Source organism: Streptomyces sp. NPDC037273 (assembly GCF_055603625.1).
On record NZ_JBVJVO010000001.1, the window covers coordinates 871,800 to 888,795 of the forward strand.

The window sequence follows — 16,996 nt, forward strand, 5'->3', positions numbered from 1 at the left end:
CTGCTTCTCCTGGGTTCAGCGGCCGGCCGCGGCGAGGCGGGCGGCGAGTCGGGGGTAGACGCGCAGGGCGTTGCCGGAGTAGACGGCGGCACGCTCCTCGTCCGACAGGTGCGGGGTGGCGTCGACGTACCGCTTCGTGTCGTCGAAGCAGTGGCCGGTGCGCGGGTCGACGTCGCGGACCGCGCCGATCATCTCGCTGGCGAACAGCACGGAACGGCTGGGGATCACCCGCGTCAGCAGGTCGATGCCCGGCTGGTGGTACACGCACGTGTCGAAGAAGACGTTGTCGAGCAGCGCCTCCGGATCGGGCTTGCCGAGCGCCATCGCGAGGCCGCGGAAGCGCCCCCAGTGGTACGGGACGGCGCCGCCGCCGTGCGGGACGACGAACTTCAGCGTCGGGAAGTCGGCGAACAGATCGCCCTGGACCAGCTGCATGAACGCCGTGGTGTCCGCGTTCAGATAGTGCGCGCCCGTCGTGTGGAAGGCCGGGTTGCACGAGGTGCTGACGTGGATCATCGCCGGGATGTCGTACTCGGCCATCGCCTCGTAGACCGGGTACCAGCTGCGGTCGGTCAGCGGCGGCGCGGTCCACCGGCCGCCCGACGGGTCGGGATTGAGGTTGACGGTGACCGCCCCGAGCTCCTCCACCGCGCGCCGCAGCTCCGGCACGCAGGTCGCCGGGTCGACGCCGGGCGACTGCGGCAGCATCGCACCCATCGCGAAACGCTCCGGGTAGAGCGTGCTGACCCGGTGCACCAGGTCGTTGCAGATCCGCGCCCAGGTCGAGGAGACCCGGAAGTCGCCGATGTGGTGGGCCATGAAGCTGGCGCGCGGCGAGAAGATCGTCAGGTCGCTGCCCCGCTCGTCCATGAGCCGCAGCTGGTTGCCCTCGATCGCCCGGCGCAGGTCGTCGTCACCGATGACCAGGTCGTCCGGGTCGGGCGCGTCCTCGGGGGAGCCGACCGCGGCCACCTGCCGGTCCCGCCACTCGGCCAACTGGGGCGGTGCCGTGGTGAAGTGACCGTGACAGTCGATGATCATCCGTTGTCTCCTGAGGTGGTTTCGGGGTCAGGCCGGGGAGCCGACGGGCCAGCCGGTGTACTGCTCCGCCAGATAGGTGCGTCCGGCGCGCGTGCCCACGACGTTGTCCAACTCGCCGAGCTGGCGCCGCAGGTCGAACGTCGACCCGCCGGGCGCGGTGTGCAGCAACTGGGTCATCCAGTGCGAGAAGTTCTGCGCCCGCCAGACCCGCCGCAGCGCCCGCGGCTGGTACTCGTCGAGGGCCGCCTCACCCCTGTCGCCGAGCGCCCGAAGCAGCACGTCGGCGAGCACCTTCACGTCGTGCAGCGCGAGGTTCAGCCCGCGCGCCCCCGTCGGCGGCACCGTGTGCGCGGCGTCTCCGGCGAGCACCAACGACCCCCAGCGCATCGGCTCCTGCACGAACGACCGGAACTTCAGCACCGACTTCTCCAGGACCGGGCCCTCCTTGAGCCGGAACCCGTCCTCGCCGGCCACCCGCGCCTGGAGCGTCTCCCAGACGCGGTCGTCCGGCCAGTCGTCGACCGACTCGTCGGGCGCACACTGGAAGTACATCCGCTGCACCGTGTCGGTCCGCTGGCTGATCAGCGCGAACCCGTGCTCGGAATGGGCGTACACCAGCTCGGGCGCGCTCGTCGGGGCCTCGGCCATGATGCCGAACCACGCGAAGGGGTAGTCCTTCCCGTACCGCACCCGCCGGTTCTCGGGCACCAGGTTGCGGCACATGCTCCGCGACCCGTCCGCCCCCACCACGTACCGCGCCCGGATCTCGTGCCGCGCCCCGTCGGCCGCCGTGTAGCGGACCCTCGGCGCGTCCGTCGTGACGTCCAGGACCTCGGTGTCACGGACCCCGAAGTGGACCGTGCCGCCGTCCCGGTCCCGCGCGTTCGCCAGATCGACGAACACGTCGGTCTGCGGGTACAGCCACACCGACTCGCCGACCAGCTCCTTGAAATGAATCCGGTGCGGCCGGCCCCCGAACCTCAGCTCCGTGCCCTCGTGCTCGTGGCCCTCGCGCAGAATCCGGTCGGAAACCCCGGTCTCCACCAGCTCCCGCGCCGCGTCGGCCTCCAGAATGCCCGCCCGCTGCGTCGTCTCGATCTCCCGCCGCGTACGGGTGTCGATCACGATCGTGTCGACCCCCGCGCGCCCCAACCGATGCGCCAGCATCAAGCCCGCCGGCCCCGCGCCGATGACAGCGACCGGAACCGAGGCAACAGAGTCGACGACGGCATCAGCCATGACATCTCCCGAGCAGGTGTGAACGTCCGAACAGGTCGAACGTTGACACCCGCGCACACAGCCGGTCGCCGGCGTTTCCGTCAGGCGGAAGCCGGGCGGGGAAATCAGCCCGCCGTACGGGCGCGGCGCCCGCGCCTCAGCCCGTCGTACGCGCCCGGCGCCCCAGCTCCTCCGAGATCCCGTGCGCCGCTCTCAGCAGCGGCTCACGCAGCCGGCGCGCCCGGTTCGCGCCCTGTGCCGTGATCACGATCCCGAGGGATGCGCTGACCGGCCCGGTCCGCCCGATCCGTACCGGAGCCGCGACCGCGACCGTGCTCTCCGAGAGCTGCCGGTCGCTGACGAAGACCTGCTCGCGGCGGATCCGGTCCAGCTGGGCACGCAGGGCCTTCGGGTCGACGACGGTGTACGGGGTCCAGGCGCGCAGCGGCGAGTCGAGGACCTCCTCCTGGATCTCGAGCGGCGCGTGCGCGAGCAGGACCCGGCCCATTCCGGTGGAGGCGATCGGGAACCGCGTCCCGACCATCGTCAGGAGCTCCACCGACCGGTGCCCCGCGATCCGTTCGACGAACACGAGCTCCGTGCCCTCCCGCACCGCGAGCTGCACGTTCTCGTGGGTGACCTCGTACAGGTCCTGCATGAACGGCAGCGCCACATCGCGCACGATCTGCGTGCGCGGGCACCCCGAGGCGATCTCCCAGAGCCGCAGCCCGACGTGCCACGAGCCGTCCTCGCCGCGCTCCAGCGCGCCCCACGCGGCCAGTTCCGAGACCACCCTGTGCGTGGTGCTCAGCGCCAGCCCCGTACGCTGAGCGACTTCCGACAGGGTCTGAGACGGGTGCTCACGGTCGAAGGCCGAGAGGACCTGAAGGACTTTTCCCGCCGCCGAGATCTGGGTTGCGCTCACGCGGCCAGTCTCGCATCCCGGCGCTGAGCAGCCACGACTGCCCGCCGGAGCATCCGCCGCACACCAAGGAGGACTTGTGAACCGAGAGATCTCCGGACTCTCCTCGATGGCGACCCGCCCCATCCTCGCCGAGCTCTCCGAGCACATCCGGACCGCGCACCGCATCCCCGTGCGCTTCGACGCCGCAGGCGGCGTCGAAGTCGCCCGGCGCGTCCGCGAGGGCGCCGAGGCCGACGTGCTCGTGCTCGCCGCCGGAGCACTGGCCGCGCTGGAGAAGGAGGGCCATCTCGTCCCCGGCACCGTCCGCCCCCTGTGGATCTCCCAGGTCGTCGCCGCCGTCCCCGAGGGAAACCCGATCCCCGCCCTCGACACCCCCGCCGACCTGCGCGGCGCCCTGCTCTCCGCGCGGCGCATCGCCTACTCCACGGGCCCCAGCGGCACGGCACTCCTGGACCTGATCGCCCGGCTCGGCCTCACCGACACCCTCGGCGACCGACTGGTCCAGGCACCCCCGGGCGTCCCCGCCGGAAGCCTCCTGCCATCGGGCCAGGCCGACCTGGCCTTCCAGCAGCACAGCGAACTCATGGACCTTCCCGGCGTCCTCGTCATCGGTCCCCTCCCCGGCGACACCGCGATCACGTCCGTCTTCAGCGCCGGCGTCCTCGCCACCTCCCCCCGGCCGGCCCTCGCCCGCGAAGTCCTCGACCTCCTCGCCTCCGACACGGCGACGGAGACGGCCCGCGCCCGAGGTATGCGGGCACCCGGCGACGACTGACGACTGAGGCCTGGTCGGTCAGTGACAGAGGCCTGGTCAGTCAGCCAGTCAGCCAGTCAGTCGGGCCGGTCCGGCCGAACCGGATGTATCAGTCGGGCCCGGTCCAGTCGAACGGGAAGTACTTGCTGGACTTCCCGCTGCGGTCCCAGGAGAACCCGAACGCTTCCGCGCGGTCGACCGTGGCCCGCCCCCACGTGGCGACCTGACCAGGACCGACCTCCGCGCCCGGCGCGTTGAGCACCTGGACGCGCGCGCCGTCCGGAGTGGTCGGGCCGGTCAGAGCCTCGGCGCTCGCCGTGACACGGCCCGGGACCTCCGCCCGCCAGGTGGCCAGGTCCTCGTCGATCTCCACGTGGACGGGCGCGAACTCCATGCCCTGCATCTCGGCGTGGAACATCGCCCCGAACTCCGCCGGCCATCCGCCCGCCTCACCGCCGAAGACCGCCCCGAGCGCGGCGCGCTGCCCGTCGTCGGCGCGCTCGTCCAGGAAGACCGCGGCGCGCGGATCGGTGTGCGAGTTGTCCCAGACGTTTCCCGTGAAGGAACCGATCATCAGGACGTTGAGGCCGTCGAGCGTCACGTCACCGTAGTTGCCCTCCCGGATGTGCCAGACCAGTACGCCGGAGCAGTCACCGTAGGTCGGTGGCTGTGCGAACGTACACGGGCAGGGAATGGCGCACTTGCACACGTCGAACCAGTCGCCGGCCAGATGCCAGCGCGTCCCGTCGGTCGCCTGCTGTGTCATCTCGCTTCCCTCCAGCCGGGCCCGAAAGGGGCCCACTCGGAGTGCGAGACCGCGCGTCCCGAGCCCGTTCCGGCAACCGGAAGACGGTCTCCCTTCCAGCTTGCACCCCAGGCCCCGGCGGGAAAACCCCTGAGGACCGGGAACCCCGGAGGAGCTCCGGCACACCCGGGGAATTCACACCCGCACACGTGCGCTTACATGCTGCCCATCGACGGCATCGTCTCCCGCAGCCCCGGCAGCATCCAGTCCTGGAACGGCGCGAGCACCCCTAGGACGAGAAAGGCGACGCCGACGATACCGCTGAGTAGGTAACCCCGTGACCACAGCTTCTCCACGAAGATCACCACGGCGAGCCCGGCCATCGCCGCCACGTTCATCACGCCCAGCGGAACGAACACCACCATCAGTCCGACGCAGCAGCCCACGCAGTACGCGCCGTGGTGCATGCCCACCCGCACGTCCCGGGTCGGTCCCCGGAACCCGGCGTACCGCACCAGATGACCCAGCGGGTCCCGGCAGTGCCGCAGACACACGTGCTTGAGCGGACCGAGCTGGTACAGCCCCGCGAGGAGGAAGGCGATCGAGCCGATCCACCGGCCCGCGGTGGGATGGTCCGCCACCAGATCGCCGGTAAACGCCAGCGCCGCATAGGCGAGCAGCCCGAAGGCGGTCCACACCAGCAGATACCCGGCCACGAACCCGGCGGTACGGGCGACCCGCGCCCACCCGGAAGTCCGTCGGCCGATCCCGCGCACCCAGCTGATCGCCACCGGTGCCATCGACGGCAGCATCATCGCTGCCATCATCGTCACCCACAGCACCAGGAACAGCGGCAGCGCCATCCCCATCGTGCCCGGCTCGACCCCCATGTCCCGGGCCTGTCCGATCGTCAGCACCCACGCCGGCACCGCGATCAGCACGACCACCAGCCACGCGGCCGCGAGCTCCCGTGTCGGCAGCAACCCCCCACCTGCCCCGGTCGGTGCCTGCGGCCGGGCGCTCACGAAGGTGGAAATCCGGCTGCGACGCATCGGAGTGCCTGCTTCCAGCGGCTACTTCCACGACAGCACACGCCCACCGGCGACGCGACCCGGCCCGACGCGACGCGACCCGACCCGGCCCCACCCGACCCGGCCCGACGGGGCCCGACCCGACGCGCCCCAGCCCGACGCCCACCGGCGACGCGACCCGGCCCACCGGCGACGCGACCCGGCCCACCGGCGACGCGCCCCCGCCCGACGGGTCGCGCCGTCGCCGGGAGTCCCCGTTCGGCTACGACCGGTCGCCTCCCCGATCCGCCACAGGGAATGTCATAGGTTGTGCCCGTTCGCCAGGCTTCCGGCAGCGAAAGGCCGTCCCGTGTCCCACGTCCGTTCCTGGCTCTCCGAGCGCCCCAGGTCCTCGGTGAGCTGGACCGTCGCGGCCTGCACCACGGTCCTGCTCCTCCTCGTCCTGGACGACACGGACCAGTTCAGCGGCGCCGACGTCGGCGTCATCGTCCTCCTCTCGTACCTGCTCACCTACCTCGTCGTCACCGTGACCGCCTTCTCGACCGCCACCCCTGAGGCCATCCGCGCCTGGGCCGGCCGCCACGAGGAACGAGGCACAGTCCTCCAGCGATACGTCCTCGGCACCACCCCCGGCCCCGGCGTCTCCCTCTTCATCGCCGCGGCGGCGCTCCTGGTGGCTGTGGTCTGGCGCCCGGGCCACCTCGGCAGCCAACTCCCCAACTCGGTACGGGTGGTGATCGCGCTCACCCTCGTCGTCGCCGCCTGGGCCTGCGTCCTCACCGCCTTCGCCGTCTCCTTCCACGCCGACAACCTCGTCGAGGACGAACAAGCCCTCGAGTTCCCCGGCGACGACCCCGCCCTCTGGCCCGACTACGTCTACTTCGCCCTCTCCGTCATGACCACCTTCGGCACCACCGACGTCAACGTCACCTCCCGCGAAATGCGCCGCACCGTCGCCGCCAACGCCGTCATCGCCTTCGTCTTCAACACCGTCACCGTCGCCAGCCTCGTCGGCGCCCTCGACGCGACCTGACCGAAAGCCGTTCTCGCCCGGGTTCGGTGGTGCACGAGGAGCCCACCCGCCGCACCGGCCGGGCCGTCCCCTGAAGTCCCCTCCCAGCCCCCACCCCCCTCCCAGCCCCCACCCCCCTCCTCCCACCCCCGGACGGCCGCCGTGTCCTCTCCTTCCCCCTTCGACTACCGGATTCTCGACCTGGACTTCCCCGCCGGCACCCTCGCCAAGACCGCGACCCTGGTCACGGGCGAGCGCGAGGCCCTGCTGATCGACGCGGGCTTCACCCGCGCGGACGGACACCGGCTCGTCGCGGCCGTCCTCGACTCGGGCAAGACCCTCACCGAGGTCTTCGTCTCCCACGGCGACCCCGACTTCTACTTCGGCGCCGAGGTCCTCGCCGACGCCTTCCCCGGCGCGAAGTTCCTGGCCGCGCCACCGACCGTGGATCACATCCGGCAGTCGTACGAGGGCAAGCTCACCGCCTGGGCCGGCCTCGGCGCCAACCTGCCGACCCGGCTCGCCGACATCGAGCCCCTCGGCGGCTACGGCCTCGCACTCGAAGGGATGGCCTTCGAGCTGCGCGGAGGCGTTCCCGCCCTCCCGGCCCACCACTACCTGTGGCAGCCGGAGACCCGTACCGTCGCGGGCGGAGCCCTCGTCTTCCAGCACCAGCACGTATGGGTCGCCGACACCCCCGCACCGGAGCAGCGGAACGCCTGGAAGGGCCTCCTCGACGAGATGGCCGCCCTGGAGCCGCTGCTCGTCGTCCCCGGCCACCGCGACCCCGGCACCCCGGCCGACCTCAGCGCCGTCCACCACACCCGCGCCTACCTCGACGCCTTCGACGAGATCATCGAACGCGCCCCCGACGGCGAGACCGCCACCGCCGAACTCCTGCACCGCCACCCCGACCTCGGGATGCGCATCGCGGCCGAACTCGGACCGAAGGTCGTGAAGGGCGAGATGGCATGGGACTGACCGACGACCCACGCGCGGCCGCCGACGCCGGCACCCACCCGTCACGCCGGAGGACGGCCTACTCCCGCACCGCCGTCAGCCGTGACTCCGCCCGGCTGAGGAGGGTGTCGAGGACGACGGGATAGGCGCTGTGGTTCATGCGTTCCGCGAGGAGGTGGGCGGTGGCGGCGATGTGGGGGTGGGTCTGCGGGGGGAGGCGGGCGTAGGTGGAGGTCCACATGTGCTCGTCGGCTTGGCGGACTTCGTCCTTGATGGCGAGGGCGCCGGCGTCGAGGGCGGCGAAGGCCAGGGCGAGGTCGATGAAGGCGTGGTAGATGCCGACGGCGTCGGGGTCGGCGAAGCCGGCGCCGCGGAGGATGCCGAGGATGGTCTCGTCGACCTCGATCTCGCGGGGGCGGCCGGTGACGCGGCTGGCGGTGAGCAGGGCGGCCTGGGGGTGGGCGAGGTAGGAGGTGTGGATGGCGAGGCCCAGGGAGCGGAGGTCGGTGCGCCAGTGGCCGGTGGCGGTCCAGCTGTCGAGGGCGCGTCCCATCAGTTCCTCGCCGATGGCCCTGGTCAGGCCGTCGAGGCCGGCGAAGTAGCGGTAGACGGTGCTGGGGTCGGCGCCGAGGGCGGCGCCGAGTCTGCGGGCGCTGAGCCCGGCGTCGCCGTGTTCGCGGAGCATCCGCAGGGCGGTCTCGACGATCAGCTTCTCGGACAGGACGGTGCCCGTCCGCGTGGGCCTCCGTCTCCTGCGTTCCGCCTCGGGGACGACCTTCTTGGGCACCGCGCCACCACCTGTCCGAGCCTTATGCCAACGCCGTAGACCTTAACGCGAGGGTTCGTGTTCCATCGGGACGTCCCCGGCCGACTGTGCCGGGACCGTCTCGAGGAATGGGTGTGTGACATGCGTGTACTTCTCGTGGGTGCGGGCGGCGTCGGAACCGCCGTCACCCGGATCGCGGCCCGCCGCGACTTCCTGACCGCCATGGTCGTCGCCGACTACGACCTCGCCCGCGCGGAGGCCGCCGTCGCCGCGCTCGGCGACGACGAGACCCGGTTCAGCGCGCGCCGCCTGGACGCCACCGACGAGGCCGCCGTCCGGCAGCTGCTCGTCGAGGAGAACTGCGATCTGCTCCTCAACGCGACCGACCCCAGGTTCGTGATGCCGCTGTTCGAGAGCGCCCTCGCCGCCGGCGTGCACTACATGGACATGGCGATGTCACTGTCCGTCCCGCACCCGACCGCCCCGTACGAGGAGTGCGGAGTCAAGCTCGGCGACGAGCAGTTCGCCCTCGCCGAGGCCTGGGAGCGCGCCGACCGCCTCGCCCTGGTCGGCATGGGCGTCGAGCCCGGCCTCTCGGACGTCTTCGCCCGGTACGCGGCCGACGAACTCTTCGACGAGATCGAGGAGCTCGGCGTCCGCGACGGCGCCAACCTGACCGTCGAGGGCTACGACTTCGCGCCCTCCTTCAGCATCTGGACCACCATCGAGGAGTGCCTCAACCCGCCCGTCGTGTACGAGGAGGGCCGCGGCTGGTTCACCACGGCACCCTTCAGCGAGCCGGAGGTCTTCGACTTCCCCGAGGGCATCGGCCCGGTGGAATGCGTGAACGTCGAGCACGAGGAAGTCCTCCTCATGCCCCGCCGGCTCGACGCGCGCCGCGTCACCTTCAAGTACGGCCTCGGCGACGACTTCATCACCAAGCTCAGGACCCTCCACGAACTCGGCCTCGACTCCACCGCCAAGGTCACCGTCCCCGGCCCCGACGGACCCGTCCAGGTTTCCCCGCGCGACGTGGTCGCCGCCTGCCTCCCCGACCCCGCCACCCTCGGCGACCGCATGACCGGCAAGACCTGCGCCGGCACCTGGGTCAAGGGCACCAAGGACGGCGCACCGCGCGAGGTGTACCTCTACCACGTCGTCGACAACGAGTGGACGATGCGCGAGTACGGCTCCCAGGCCGTCGTCTGGCAGACCGCCCTCAACCCGGTCATCGCCCTCGAACTGATCGCGAACGGCACCTGGAAGGCCGCCGGTGTCCTCGGCCCCGAGGCCCTCCCGCCCCAGCCCTTCCTCGATCTCCTCGGCGTGTACGGATCCCCCTGGGGCCTCCGCGAGGAAGGCTGACCCGCCCACCTCAAGGCACGACGCCTCAACGGCGGATCCCCGCCCACCCGTACGGCCCCGGCGCTCACCCGGTTGACAGGGCCACGGTCGCCGGGCAGGGACGGCCCACCTAGTGTCCGGAACGGGCGCCGCTCGGCGCCCGCCCCCAGACCCACGTACGGAGGTCGTCGTCCCATGACCCGTCCGCTCACCACCGGTCTGGCGGCCGCGGCCCTGCTGCTCCTCGGCACCCCCGCGACCGCCGTCGCCGCCCCGCCGACCTGCTTCGGCCTGCCGGCCACCATCACCGGCTCCGGCACGATCAACGGCACCCCCGGCAACGACGTCATCGTCGGCTCCTCCGGCGCCGACATCATCGACGGCCGCGGCGGCAACGACACCGTCTGCGCCCTCGGCGGCAACGACCTCGTCTCCGGCGGCCTCGGCAACGACCGCCTCGACGGCGGCGACGGCGACGACGACATCAACGGCGACGTGTACGCCGTGAGCGGCCCTGCGACCGGCGGCGGCCACGACATCCTCTACGGCGGCAACGGCGCCGACACCCTCCTCGGCGACTCCCAGTCCGACAACGGCAACGCCACCGGCGGCGGCAACGACCAGCTCTACGGCGGCCCCGGCAACGACCCCCACCTCGACGGCGACAGCCTCAGCCTCGGCGGCGGCAACGCCTCCGGAGGCGGCAACGACCGCATCGAAGGCGGCGACGGCAACGACAGCCTCCTCGGCGACTCCGCCGCACCCCTCGCGGGCTCCGCCACCGGCGCCGGCGACGACATCCTGCTCGCCGGAGCGGGCGCCGGCGACAACGCCATCGGCGACAGCGAAGGCGTCACCGGCGCCCACGGCTCCGGCGGCGACGACCTCATCGACCTGGGCACCGACGGCGGCTTCTTCGCCCTCGGCGACCACAACATCAACGACCCGGCAGGCGGCCCCGCCACCGGCGCCGGCCACGACCGCCTCCTCGGCGGCACCGCCGACGACCTCCTCGTCGGCGACAGCTCCGTGGGCGACACCTCCGTCACCGCCGCCGGCCACGACATCATCGAAGGCCGCGGCGGCTCCGACACCCTCTTCGGCGACAACGTCAACTTCGACGCCGACACGACCGTCGGCACCGCCGGCGGCACCGACATCCTCCGCGGCGGCGACTCCGACGACACCCTCTTCGCCGGCCCCGGCAACGACCGCCTCGAAGGCGGCCCCGCCACCGACCACTGCGACGGCCAAACAGGCCCCTTCGACACCGCGACCCAGTGCGAGTCCGTCGTCGGCGTCCCGTAACTCCCCGGCCGGGGTGGCCGCCGACGTGCGGGCGACCACCCCGGTGGACGACCCTTACCGGTTGAGGACCTCCTCGACCTTGTCGGCCACCTGCTTGGCCTGGATGTCGCGACCCTTCTCGTTGGGGTGCGCGTACCACGGCAGCCACTGGTCCTCGCCGAAGCTGATCTGCGAATTCTCCAGGAGACCACCGATGCCCCGGTCGGCGCCGTCGCAGGCCGTGTTGCTTCCGGTCTGCGCGTAGAGGTCGACGAAGTCGGCGCCGGCGTTCGCGACGGCCTTCTTCATGGTGTCGTCCAGACGCTTCTGGATGCCGTCCAGGACCGGCAGCGCGTCCTGCGAAACATCGGCGAACGGCAGTTCCGTCTGACCGGGCGCCGGCGTCAAGCACTTCGCCGGGTCCGCGGGCACGAGTCGCGGGTATCCGACCAGCACGGGCTTCGCGTCGGGGGAGAAGTACCGGATGCGCTCCAGCAGCTCCTCGAGGTCCCATCCGACCCGTTCGATCTGATCGTCGAGCCACTGCTTGCCGTCACCGGACTCGAAGAACGCCCCGCACGTCGCCGCCGGTTCGTCCGCGTCGACGGGCTCGCCCGGAAGCAGCGCGTTCTCCGGGCTGCGGAGCTTGTCGGAACACTGCTTGAGAATCCGGTTGAAGCCCACTGTGTTGCCGCCCATGCTGCCCACGGCCAACTGCGTGTCGGCCTTGAGCGCGTCCTGCTGCGGGGCGAGCTTGCCGATGTTGAAGGGAAGCTCCTGCTCGGTCCAGAAGTGATGGACGAGCGCGGCTCCGCAGGACACGTCCGACTGCACGTCGAGCGTGACGCCCTTGTCCGCGAGGCGCCGGGTGGCGACCGCGGGATAGTTCTCCTTCGCCTGGAAGCAGAAGGTCCTTTCGCCCTCCTGGTTCCAGGGGGCGATCCCGAAGTTGGCGGTGTACGAGTCGCCGAAGAAGACGGTCGGCACGGGCTCGGCGGGCGCCGCGCCCGCGGTCCCGGCGGGGCCGGCGAGCGTCAGGCAGCTGCCCAACGCGACGGCCGCGGCCACCAGCCGCCGTACCACCGGGGATTTCGTCGTCTTACGCATGGCCGAAGACATGGCTGTGCCCTTCATCGAGGCTCACTGGAGAAGCGAACGGTTCGGAACGCTCCGTATTAGGTCAGATGCGGAATGTGATCTTCCAGCTGACGCGTGGCGCAACCACCGCTTATTGGACACCTCGTCAAGTGCTGCCATGAGGCCTGGTCAACAGGCCTACCAGGGCGACGCGCCCCCGGCCCCGGACCCGATCACGACCCGAAAGAGAAGGCGCGCCCCCTGGACCGCCCCACAGCCCGGGCGGCACGGCCATGTGCCGAAAGGGCGGAGGCGCCCTGGCGGACGCGCGCCCCTGCCGTACACCCGAGCGACAACCGAAGACACGTCCCGACTCCCGCACCGACGCCCGCGCGTACTTGGCCGGAAGTCCGCCGACGCCACGTCAGGACACCGCCGTGCCCCTGGCATCGACTACACGCGGGCCGGCAGAGCGGCGCGACCGGTTCCCCGAATGCGCCTTCGCTCCCCGACCCCGTGCGCACCATGGCACAGTGGCCCCATGTGCGGCCGATACACCTCCACTCGCAGCCCTGAGGACCTGACCCGGCTCTTCCAGGTCACCGAATGGCAACCCGAAGAGACCCTCGCGCCCAGCTGGAACGTCGCGCCCACCGACCAGGTCTACGCGATCCTCGAACGCGCCGGCCGCGACGACGGCGACGAGGTGCGCCGCACGCTTCGGGCGCTCAAATGGGGCCTCGTCCCGTCGTGGGCGAAGGACCCGAAGATCGGGTCCCGGATGATCAACGCCCGGGTCGAGACCGTGCACGAGAAGCCCGCGTACCGGAGTGCCTTCGCCAAGCGCCGCTGCCTGCTCCCCGCCGACGGCTTCTACGAATGGGACCCGGTCAAGGACGAAGCGACGGGCAAGACCCGCAAGCAGCCCTATTTCATCCACCCCGCCGACGGTGAGGTGATGGCCATGGCGGGCCTGTACGAGTACTGGCGCAACCCCGACATCGCCGACGCCGACGACCCCGACGCCTGGCTCATCACCTGCACCATCATCACCACCGAGGCCACCGACGAAGCCGGCCGCATACACCCCCGCATGCCCCTCGCCCTCACCCCCGACCACTACGACGCCTGGCTCGACCCCCACCACCACGACACCGACGACCTCCGCGCCCTCCTCACCCGCCCCGCCGACGGCCGCCTCAACGCCCGCCTCGTCTCCCCGGCCGTCAACAACGTCCGCAACAACGGCGCCCACCTCCTCGACGCGATCTGATGAATAATGATCACGAGAGCGAGACAGCAGGGGGATTCGGTCATGGCTCAGTGGATCGTGCTCATCAGCCGTGTAGGCGGGGGCGGCGGCGACGAAGTGTCCAGCATTCGCACCGCCGCCGAGTTCGAAGGCAGCGCGGAGGAGGCGCTCACACGGTTCGCCGAGGAGGTGAACGCCTACGACCGTGACGTCACCAAGGTCAAGCGGCGCGAGGTGTTCAAGGTGTCCGACCGCTCGTACTTCGTCCGCATCACCGGCCGCCTCTCCCAGTTCGAGTACTTCTTCCGGCTCGCGGAACTGACAGCCGACACGCAGTCCCCCGACCTGCCCGACACGATCGGCTGACGGCCGTGTGGCGGGCGAGGTCAGATCCTCGGCCCCTCAACTCCTCAGGTATGAGGCTCCGTTGAGATCCAGAATCGTCCCGGACGACCATTCGGCCGCGGGCGACGCGAGCCACAGCACCGACTCCGCGATTTCCTCGGCGGAGCCGACGCGGCCGAACGGGCTCTGCTCGCGGATCGAGTCGCCCTCGGGCCCCTCCAGTCGTGGGGCGACACGTTCGGTGGCGAAGAAGCCCGGGGCCACCGAGGCGACGCCGATCCCGTAAGGAGCGAGCGAGACGGCGAGCGACTGGCCCAGGGCGTGGACGGCGGCCTTCGTCGCCCCGTACGCCGGATGATCCGGCTCACCGCGGAACGCGCCCCGGGAGCCGATGTTCACGATCCGGCCCCCGGTGCCCTGGTCGATCATGATCCGGCCCGCCAGGTGACTCAGGTTAGCCGTGGCCAGCAGATTCACCGCAACATGCTGCTGCCAGACCGCCACCCACTCCTCGTACGTGGTCTCCGCCAGCGGATGCCGCACGTTCACCGCCGCGTTGTTCACCAGTACGTCGATCCCGCCGAGCCCCTCGGCCGCCATGTCCACCACGACCGCCGCCCCCGCCGGATTCGAGAGATCCCCGCCCACCAGCACGTGCCCCGTACCGGCCAGCGACTTCAACGTCACCCGCGCGTCATCGGCCCTCGACCCGAAGTGCACCGCGACCCGATCCCCGTGCGCCGCGAACGCCTGCGCCACCGCCCGCCCCAGCCCGCGCGACGCACCACTCACCAGCACCCGCCTACCTGCCGCCGGCAGCTTCATGAAACTTCCTTTCACACCCCAACGAAGGAAAAGACCCTAACGTCCCATCCACCCCACCCCTCACCCGATCACCCACCCCTCCCACCTGTCACGACACACCTCAGCCATTCGCCCACGCCCCCGACCTCGGCCTCGGCCTCATTCCGTCGACAGGAACCACCGGCTGGCCAGCCCAAGGCGTTCGCCCCGCCCCGCCGAGAGCGAACATCCTTGGATCCGGGGCGCGTTGCGTGAAAGCTGGGTGGCACCAGCCCAGCCCAGCCCCGCTCCACCCAGCTCACTCCGGAGGCCTTCCATGAGCGCCGAGCGCACGAACACCCTGTACGAAGCCGCGGGCGGCGCCGAAGCGCTGCGGCGCCTCTCCGTCACGTTCTACGAGGGCGTCCTCGCCGACCCGCTGCTCGCCCCCGTCTTCGCCGACTTCACGCCCACCCACGTGGAACACGTCGCCATCTGGCTCGCCGAAGTCTTCTCCGGTCCCGCCGAGTTCACGGCCGAACACGGCGGCCACCAAGCGCTCCTCCGCGCCCACCTCGGCCTCGGCATCACCGAGGAACAGCGCCTCCGTTGGATGGAACTGATGACGGCCGCCGTGGAGAAGGAACTTCCCGACGACGCCCTCCTCCGCCGCCAAGTCATCGCCTACTTCGACTGGGGTACCCGCATCGCCAAGGACGTCTCCGCCTCCGCCCCCGGCACCGACCTCGGCACCCCCGGCCCCACCCCCCGCTGGGACTGGAACGGCCTCGCCTGACCCCCGCCTTCGGTGCGGACCGCGCCGCGTCCGCACCGACACACCTCGGCGGCCGCCCCCCCAGTCCAACAATCGTCCGAAAAGCCACCTCGCGAGGCCGAGCCGCCACATCAGGCGGAGGGCTGCTCACGCGGGCTCGGCCGCCGAGATCGGGCGAGCACGCGGGGGTCTGGGCGGTCAGTTCCAGTCGGACGGCAGCTGGTCGACGCGGCCACCCTTGTGGGGGGAGGGCATGTGGTCGCGATCGCCGGCGGGCAGGGAGGCGACACACTCCGACGAGCAGGCGTTGACCAGCAGGGGCAGTACGTCGGTGGCCACGCGCAGGGAGATCCACACCTGAACGAGGCTGCCCGCCTCGATGGGGCCGTCGCAGACACTGCAGGTGTGTATGGCGGTGGCGCCCCAGCGGCGGGGGTCCAGGTTTCCCAGATCGAGGTCCGCGACGGAGTCGGGGGAAGGCTGGAGCCGCGGGAACGGCGGCCGCAGTTTGAAGTTGCCGAACAGCGCGCGCGTGCTCACCGTGCTGTCGGTCAGCTTCCGGCAGCGGGTGATCTCGTAGGGGAACCAGTGCAGCCGGGCGGAGGTGTAAGGGGTGAACTCCTCCAGGCTGGTCATGGCGCCGATCTCGGGCGGGATACGGACCAGGTTGCTCGCATAGAGGACGAGGTGCTTGACCGCCGTCAGTTTGGCGATGCTCGGCGGCAGGGTGATGATCTGCTGCCGCTCTTCCGGGCTGAGTTCGGCCAGGGGGCGGAACTCTTCGCGCCCGTCGGCGGCGGCCTCGTCGATGAGCTCCAGCAGGTGCTGCCAGCCGGGAGCGGAGGTGTCCTGTCGCTCGGCGTGGAATCCAACTCGGGCTTGAGGAACATGCCTTGCCATGTTGAAGCACGAACAGGGGCCGCTCTGCGCGCCGCGCTGGCTTTGGGCCGGCTCGCCCTCGTCCGTCACGGCGTCGAGATGCGGCTGAGAGGGTGCTTGGGTGGGTGAATGCCCCTTCTCGGAGCCCGGTCGCTGATCGCGAAGAAGGGAGAGTTGTTCGCGTACCCAGGCGGGATCGGGGTTGGTGTGCGGCCGGCCCGCGAGGACGACCGTCGGCACGGTCTCGTTGCCGTCGTTGGCTTCGCGCACCGCGGCGGCTCCGGCGGGGTCGCGCCAGATGTCGACCCAGTGCAACTGGCGGGCGCGGAGGCCCAGTCGGACGCGCAGGCGTATGCAGTACTGGCAGCCGGGTCGCCAGAAGACGACCGGTCGGCCGTCGACCGCGCTGAGGTGTTGTGCCTCCTCAGCGGGGATGGACCGCGGGAAGATCAGGGGCGAGTTCACGCCCGCGAGCGCGAGGAACAGCAGCAGGAGGGCTGTGGCCGTGCCTGGGCTTCCCATGAGGGTCTGTGCCGTGGCGAGGGCTGAGCCGCAGAGCACGAGCAGCGTGGGCAGGATCCAAGCGCGCATCATGGAGCCGCATGGTATCGAGGCGCCGACGCGGTCGTCGGGCCGGTGCCACATCAGCCGACGTTCGCCCCGCATGTGCGGTCCTGTACGTGGACGCCGGCCGTCGGCCGAGACGTCCGGCGGGGCCGTCGCGCCCGTCGCCGCCGCACCACACGGGCCAGGGGGGCGGGTGGGGCGGGCGTGAGTGGTGATTGAAGAGGGGTGTGCACCC

16 protein-coding genes and 1 pseudogene are annotated in these 16,996 nt (G+C 71.2%); 8 read left to right on the top strand and 9 right to left on the bottom strand.

Annotated elements, in window-relative coordinates; genetic code table 11:
- Positions 1-15: 15 nt before the first annotated feature.
- From ACZ7G1_RS03935 to ACZ7G1_RS03945, 3 genes are all read right to left on the bottom strand, one after another.
- Positions 16-1,041: an amidohydrolase family protein gene (locus tag ACZ7G1_RS03935; protein ID WP_470879576.1), complete on the bottom strand. Its 1,026-nt coding sequence runs from the start codon at positions 1,039-1,041 to the stop codon at positions 16-18.
- 27 nt (positions 1,042-1,068) lie between these two features.
- Positions 1,069-2,280, bottom strand: coding sequence for a 4-hydroxybenzoate 3-monooxygenase (locus ACZ7G1_RS03940; RefSeq protein ID WP_470879578.1), 1,212 nt, complete (start codon positions 2,278-2,280; stop codon positions 1,069-1,071).
- Between the two features lie 136 nt (positions 2,281-2,416).
- The gene (locus ACZ7G1_RS03945) at positions 2,417-3,184 is read right to left on the bottom strand and encodes an IclR family transcriptional regulator (RefSeq protein WP_470879579.1); all 768 of its coding nucleotides are present in this window, start codon (positions 3,182-3,184) and stop codon (positions 2,417-2,419) included.
- A gap of 76 nt (positions 3,185-3,260) precedes the next feature.
- Between ACZ7G1_RS03945 and ACZ7G1_RS03950 the strand changes: the two genes are divergently transcribed.
- Entirely contained in the window at positions 3,261-3,959 is a 699-nt protein-coding gene (locus ACZ7G1_RS03950; protein ID WP_470879581.1) for a substrate-binding domain-containing protein, read from the top strand.
- A gap of 88 nt (positions 3,960-4,047) precedes the next feature.
- Here the strand turns inward: ACZ7G1_RS03950 and ACZ7G1_RS03955 are convergent, their stop codons facing one another.
- A complete protein-coding gene (locus tag ACZ7G1_RS03955) occupies positions 4,048-4,704 on the bottom strand; it encodes a DUF1326 domain-containing protein (RefSeq protein ID WP_470879583.1) in 657 nt (218 codons plus the stop codon).
- 194 nt (positions 4,705-4,898) lie between these two features.
- Complete coding sequence (locus ACZ7G1_RS03960; protein WP_470879585.1) at positions 4,899-5,735, bottom strand: DUF2182 domain-containing protein; 837 nt, start codon at positions 5,733-5,735, stop codon at positions 4,899-4,901.
- Positions 5,736-6,063: 328 nt separating this feature from the next.
- Between ACZ7G1_RS03960 and ACZ7G1_RS03965 the strand changes: the two genes are divergently transcribed.
- Both ACZ7G1_RS03965 and ACZ7G1_RS03970 read left to right on the top strand, forming a co-directional pair.
- Complete coding sequence (locus ACZ7G1_RS03965; RefSeq protein WP_470879587.1) at positions 6,064-6,747, top strand: DUF1345 domain-containing protein; 684 nt, start codon at positions 6,064-6,066, stop codon at positions 6,745-6,747.
- Positions 6,748-6,888: 141 nt separating this feature from the next.
- The gene (locus ACZ7G1_RS03970; RefSeq protein WP_470879588.1) at positions 6,889-7,707 is read left to right on the top strand and encodes an MBL fold metallo-hydrolase; all 819 of its coding nucleotides are present in this window, start codon (positions 6,889-6,891) and stop codon (positions 7,705-7,707) included.
- Positions 7,708-7,765: 58 nt separating this feature from the next.
- Here the strand turns inward: ACZ7G1_RS03970 and ACZ7G1_RS03975 are convergent, their stop codons facing one another.
- A complete protein-coding gene (locus ACZ7G1_RS03975) occupies positions 7,766-8,473 on the bottom strand; it encodes a TetR/AcrR family transcriptional regulator (RefSeq protein ID WP_470879589.1) in 708 nt (235 codons plus the stop codon).
- A 120-nt stretch (positions 8,474-8,593) separates the two neighbouring features.
- Between ACZ7G1_RS03975 and ACZ7G1_RS03980 the strand changes: the two genes are divergently transcribed.
- Complete coding sequence (locus tag ACZ7G1_RS03980) at positions 8,594-9,817, top strand: saccharopine dehydrogenase family protein (protein ID WP_470879591.1); 1,224 nt, start codon at positions 8,594-8,596, stop codon at positions 9,815-9,817.
- A 174-nt stretch (positions 9,818-9,991) separates the two neighbouring features.
- The gene (locus tag ACZ7G1_RS03985; protein WP_470879593.1) at positions 9,992-11,104 is read left to right on the top strand and encodes a calcium-binding protein; all 1,113 of its coding nucleotides are present in this window, start codon (positions 9,992-9,994) and stop codon (positions 11,102-11,104) included.
- Between the two features lie 54 nt (positions 11,105-11,158).
- Here ACZ7G1_RS03985 and ACZ7G1_RS03990 read toward each other — a convergent pair whose 3' ends face one another.
- Positions 11,159-12,190 (bottom strand): SGNH/GDSL hydrolase family protein, encoded by a 1,032-nt coding sequence (locus ACZ7G1_RS03990; protein WP_470879594.1) that lies wholly within the window; start codon positions 12,188-12,190, stop codon positions 11,159-11,161.
- A 511-nt stretch (positions 12,191-12,701) separates the two neighbouring features.
- Between ACZ7G1_RS03990 and ACZ7G1_RS03995 the strand changes: the two genes are divergently transcribed.
- Together ACZ7G1_RS03995 and ACZ7G1_RS04000 are read left to right on the top strand one after the other, a co-directional pair.
- Positions 12,702-13,433, top strand: coding sequence for an SOS response-associated peptidase (locus ACZ7G1_RS03995; RefSeq protein ID WP_470879596.1), 732 nt, complete (start codon positions 12,702-12,704; stop codon positions 13,431-13,433).
- Positions 13,434-13,475: 42 nt separating this feature from the next.
- Positions 13,476-13,778 (top strand): hypothetical protein, encoded by a 303-nt coding sequence (locus ACZ7G1_RS04000; protein WP_470879598.1) that lies wholly within the window; start codon positions 13,476-13,478, stop codon positions 13,776-13,778.
- A 36-nt stretch (positions 13,779-13,814) separates the two neighbouring features.
- Here the strand turns inward: ACZ7G1_RS04000 and ACZ7G1_RS04005 are convergent, their stop codons facing one another.
- On the bottom strand, positions 13,815-14,582 hold the full coding sequence (locus tag ACZ7G1_RS04005) for an SDR family NAD(P)-dependent oxidoreductase (protein WP_470879600.1): 768 nt from the start codon (positions 14,580-14,582) through the stop codon (positions 13,815-13,817).
- A gap of 295 nt (positions 14,583-14,877) precedes the next feature.
- On the opposite strand from ACZ7G1_RS04005, the gene ACZ7G1_RS04010 reads away from it, so the two are divergent.
- A complete protein-coding gene (locus tag ACZ7G1_RS04010) occupies positions 14,878-15,336 on the top strand; it encodes a group II truncated hemoglobin (RefSeq protein WP_470879602.1) in 459 nt (152 codons plus the stop codon).
- Between the two features lie 1,026 nt (positions 15,337-16,362).
- Here ACZ7G1_RS04010 and ACZ7G1_RS04015 read toward each other — a convergent pair.
- Positions 16,363-16,788, bottom strand: a pseudogene (locus tag ACZ7G1_RS04015) (glutaredoxin domain-containing protein); the annotation flags it as partial.
- Positions 16,789-16,996 lie beyond the last annotated feature (208 nt).